Source organism: Dolichospermum circinale AWQC310F (assembly GCF_000426925.1).
In the GTDB taxonomy this organism is placed as follows: domain Bacteria; phylum Cyanobacteriota; class Cyanobacteriia; order Cyanobacteriales; family Nostocaceae; genus Dolichospermum; species Dolichospermum circinale.
On the sequence record NZ_KE384713.1, the window covers coordinates 148,197 to 152,171 of the forward strand.

The 3,975-nt window shown below is 34.9% G+C and carries 8 protein-coding genes and 1 pseudogene; all 9 read right to left on the reverse strand.

Annotated features, from left to right (window positions below):
* A pseudogene (locus ACIR310F_RS27155) lies at nucleotides 1-151 on the reverse strand (Uma2 family endonuclease); the annotation flags it as partial.
* A gap of 187 nt (nucleotides 152-338) precedes the next feature.
* Entirely contained in the window at nucleotides 339-752 is a 414-nt protein-coding gene (locus tag ACIR310F_RS0119645) for a type II toxin-antitoxin system VapC family toxin (protein WP_028085300.1), read from the reverse strand.
* On the reverse strand, nucleotides 739-993 hold the full coding sequence (locus ACIR310F_RS0119650; RefSeq protein ID WP_028085301.1) for a hypothetical protein: 255 nt from the start codon (nucleotides 991-993) through the stop codon (nucleotides 739-741). The genes ACIR310F_RS0119645 and ACIR310F_RS0119650 overlap by 14 nt, the downstream gene beginning before the upstream one ends.
* 420 nt (nucleotides 994-1,413) lie before the next feature.
* Nucleotides 1,414-1,827, reverse strand: a complete 414-nt coding sequence (locus ACIR310F_RS0119655; protein ID WP_028085302.1) for a PIN domain-containing protein — start codon at nucleotides 1,825-1,827, stop codon at nucleotides 1,414-1,416.
* Nucleotides 1,817-2,053: a hypothetical protein gene (locus tag ACIR310F_RS0119660; protein WP_028085303.1), complete on the reverse strand. Its 237-nt coding sequence runs from the start codon at nucleotides 2,051-2,053 to the stop codon at nucleotides 1,817-1,819. Before ACIR310F_RS0119660 ends, ACIR310F_RS0119655 begins: the two co-directional genes overlap by 11 nt.
* Before the next feature lie 319 nt (nucleotides 2,054-2,372).
* Nucleotides 2,373-2,837, reverse strand: a complete 465-nt coding sequence (locus ACIR310F_RS23870; RefSeq protein WP_051289761.1) for a hypothetical protein — start codon at nucleotides 2,835-2,837, stop codon at nucleotides 2,373-2,375.
* A 5-nt stretch (nucleotides 2,838-2,842) separates the two neighbouring features.
* Entirely contained in the window at nucleotides 2,843-2,986 is a 144-nt protein-coding gene (locus ACIR310F_RS23270; protein ID WP_331271328.1) for a GxxExxY protein, read from the reverse strand.
* A gap of 194 nt (nucleotides 2,987-3,180) precedes the next feature.
* Nucleotides 3,181-3,552 (reverse strand): type II toxin-antitoxin system PemK/MazF family toxin, encoded by a 372-nt coding sequence (locus tag ACIR310F_RS0119675; RefSeq protein ID WP_231387614.1) that lies wholly within the window; start codon nucleotides 3,550-3,552, stop codon nucleotides 3,181-3,183.
* Nucleotides 3,510-3,731: a ribbon-helix-helix domain-containing protein gene (locus ACIR310F_RS0119680; RefSeq protein ID WP_028085305.1), complete on the reverse strand. Its 222-nt coding sequence runs from the start codon at nucleotides 3,729-3,731 to the stop codon at nucleotides 3,510-3,512. The genes ACIR310F_RS0119675 and ACIR310F_RS0119680 overlap by 43 nt, the downstream gene beginning before the upstream one ends.
* Between the last annotated feature and the right edge of the window lie 244 nt (nucleotides 3,732-3,975).

A 3,975-nucleotide genomic window follows, 5' to 3' on the forward strand; every position in this document is an offset into this window, starting at 1 on the left:
GGATGCACCCATCAAGATAAGTTATCCGCAAACCTGCTGCGTCTGCGGTTAAGGTTTCTATTATTTCAAATTCCTCCCAGGTGTAATGACCAGGTAGAAGAAATTGCTGTTCGGAAATTGTGGTGGTTTTGTCTAAGGTTTGGATAGTCATAGTAATTTTATGGTTATGACTTTAATCTTGATTATAACTCATGGTCGGGTGATAATTCTCAGGTGAGGTGAATATTTCCAGGTGTATCTGTCATGCTGCGAACTACTTACAGCACTGCTTCGCTATCGCTCTAGTAATCCGTTGTAATGGTTGGGTGAGATGATGTGAACAGATACAGGTAATTACTTTAAAATAGCAAATTTTCAAAAGGATAAGTTTGCTTCCAACGATAGGTATTAAAGTCACGCTGATCTACTGAAAAAATGCGTCCATGTCCTAAATATTCTGCTAAAATTACTAGGGAAGCATCAGCTAAATCCATCGGTAGATTAGCATATTTTTCCATTAATTGGATAATGCGTGGAGTATGGTGAGATTCTAAATTAAAAACTGTAAATAATTCTTGTTCCAGACTATTTAAAAAAGTAACTTGAGCTTGAACTCCTTTGCGAGTTAGCAAAAGATAACAGGTTTCTGTGACAACACACCATGTTGTCATTAAAGGTTCATTGTATTTTTTTAAAGCCTGTTTTGCTGTTTCGTGGTAGGTGTCTTTTTGATCAATAAGAGCTAACCAAAATCCTGTATCAACTATGATCATATTTATTGAGTAATGTATTAGATAGAACTTCTTTATATGTAGTTGATAAATTTTCTTCCACAGCACAACAACCAATTAATCCAATTTCATCAAATTTTTCATAGATGGTTTTTTCTTGATGATGATTTTCTGGTTGTGGATAACGTTTTTTGAGTAATTGAATAAAATCAATAAGTAAGATTTGCGCTTCTTCTGGTAAGCTGTGAATTTCTTGAGATATTTCTGCAAGTTTGATATCCATAATTATTGCCTTTTTTGAATTATGTTATTACTATTATACTGCTTGACGAATATCTTTCCAGTCTTGTGCTGTCATTTCTGCTGCATTTCCTGAGTTTAATCCTTCTAAAAGCAGGGTTTGTAGTTGTTCTTTTGCTTTGGAGTTTTTGGTCTTGTCGCACTAACTCCCGAAAATATTCACGCTTCGCTGCTGTAACCTCTTTGCGCTACTTTTCTATATAATCGCCCATGGTGTCAGGTAAGGAAATATTCATACTTTTCATAATGTGATTTTTTGAATATACTTTTTTATATTATGGCGGTTTTTGTCATTTTCTGCCATTGGTAGAAAAAACTATTCGTGATGGTTGGGTGGTTTGGGTGATGTTGGGTTTTCTTGGGTTTTCTTGGGTTAACCCAACCTACGGACTATTCGTTAAAATCAAACAAATGGATTGATAATTCTCACTTTATTTTCTATTAGCTGATTATGTTGCATATCTTCTGAGTAAATGATGGAACATTCACTTAATAAAGCTGTAGCTATAATCAAACTATCCCAATAAGAGTAGTTATATTTTGCATTGATTTCTAATGCTTGTATAACTTCTGTTGTGTTAATTGCCTGAACCGGAAAAGTATTCACTATATCTGATATGATTGTAATTGCATCTGTTTTTGATGTGAATTTTTTTCTAGTTAAAACATGAAATAATTCTCCTAAAACCTGAGTGCTGACTAACAGCGATGAAGAATTATTTTTGATGATTTCTGCAACTTGCTGGGATTTTTCTGGCGGATTTTTAGCATAGAGATAAATCCAGAGATTACTATCAAGAAAAATTTTATCTATCATAAATTTCTTCTCGATTAAATTTGTAGTCTGGGGGAAGTGGGAAGGAGTAGTTATTAACTCGCGCTAAGAATTGCTGTATTTTCGATTCTTGAGAATCTATTAATTGAGTAGATTCCTGTGGTTCGAGAATCATAATTTGTATGGTTTTACCTTCTAATTCGGAACTTAGTTTTTCATTCAAAATAAGTTCACCGTTTGTACAGGTTGCTTGGATAATTTGCAGCATTATGAATAACCTTAAATCCTATATAAAATTTTTCGGTATGATCCTATTATAAACTACGCACCGATAATTCTCAGGTGAGGTTAATATTTACATGATCGCTCTAGTAATCCCTAGTAATGGTTGAGTGAGATAATGTAAACAGATACGGCGTAAGGTTTTCAGGTGCGAACTGCTTGCAGCAGCGCTTCGCTATCGCCCTAAACATCCCTAGTAATGGTTGAGTGAGATAATGTGAACAGATACAGGGTTTTTGGGTTGTAATTTAGCGTTATTAATGGTGGGTTATATTGTCGCTAACCCACTCTAAATCTGTATTTGTTTAGCTGTTATTAGTTTCAAGTAGCGAAGATAAAGAATTAGATTGTAGCCATACAAATAGTTTTACACTTAACCTATCATAGTCATTTGATTGGTACTCTCCTTTTATAATTTTTTCTAAAATTTGACTATTAAACCTTGATTTATCTTTCATAAGGTCTTCAAACATAGCTAATGGAAGAAATAACACATTTTCAATTTCTACATCATCTTCACTAAACTTAATATTCTCAAATCTATATTTATAACCAGACCATCTAATAGTAAGTAGTCTATCTACAGCATTTTGTAAATTAAGTATTACACAATTTGTTTCTGGATGAGGATTTTTTTTATTGTGCATTATCCACCAGTAAAGATTATGTCTAACAAAATGCTTTCCATTTTCGTTAGCACAAACTTCTATTTCCACATCATCTACATACACAAATTGACGAGTCATTACTCTAACTTCACCTTCAGCCATTGGTTCTAATTCCTCCCAAGGTTCAATTTCATCTGCTGCTCAACCAACAAACCTGTTTTCCGTAACTCATGCACCAGAGCATTTTCATAAACCGCCTCCAAAAAACCAACCCCCAAAGTATTACCCACCTTAAAAGCACACCCAATCACCAGCTCGGTAACCCTATTCAATTCCAATCTGCGTTCATCTGCGTTCTAATTAATGCACCAACTCAATAGCCCGCTTCGTCAACGCTTCCGCAGTCAACCCATTAAAAGCCATCAACTCACCCGCACTGGCCGTAGTTTCCCCACGCTTCCAGGCAAAAGAATCATGCTTAGAATTACTGCGTAACATCAGACAATTAATTGTTATTTAAACTCAGATATCGCCGCAAAATATTTTGAGATTGTTCTAATAATTCTGCTTCTAATTCTCCTAATTGTTGCGTTAAACGAACTTTATCAAAAGTCATTGGTTCAACACATATCAAAAGACTATCTACAGAAAGTCCGTTTTGTGCTGATGCTGGTACTTCCACTACTGCTGGTGAAATACGGGGGTTATTAGGTTGTGCGGAAGTAAAAGGTAAAACTGTAACTTTACTGCGTTGGTTATTAAACAAAGTCCCAGAAATTATCACTGCTGGACGAGTTTTTTGAATTTCTGTACCTACGGATGGGTCAAATGTTACTATCCAGATGCTTCCCATTCGGTAATCGCTATATTTTGCCATTCACTTTCCCAACCTAATTCTAATTCATCAACCAAAGCGCAAGCTGCGGCTAGTGCTTCATTTTGTTTTTGTTCTTGCCATTGTTTCAAAAGACTTTCAATTAATGCACTACGGTTATCAACTTTTTGGTCAATGTAATTGAGTAGTTCATCTGGCAATGAAATTGAAATTTTAGCCATATCCTACCTCTAGTCATACTATAAGTAGTATAGCCTAATTTGATATTTTTAGTCTAGTAGTTTGTGAATCTAGGATTTGATTTTGTTCGGGTGATAATCAGGTGAGGTGAATTTTTCGGTGGTGTATCTGTGATGGTTCTATTATCTTCTATTATTTACATGATAATTGGTGATGGTTGGGTGAGATGATGTGAACAAATACAGGGGTTTTGGGTTGTAATTTGGTGTTATTAATGGTGGGTAT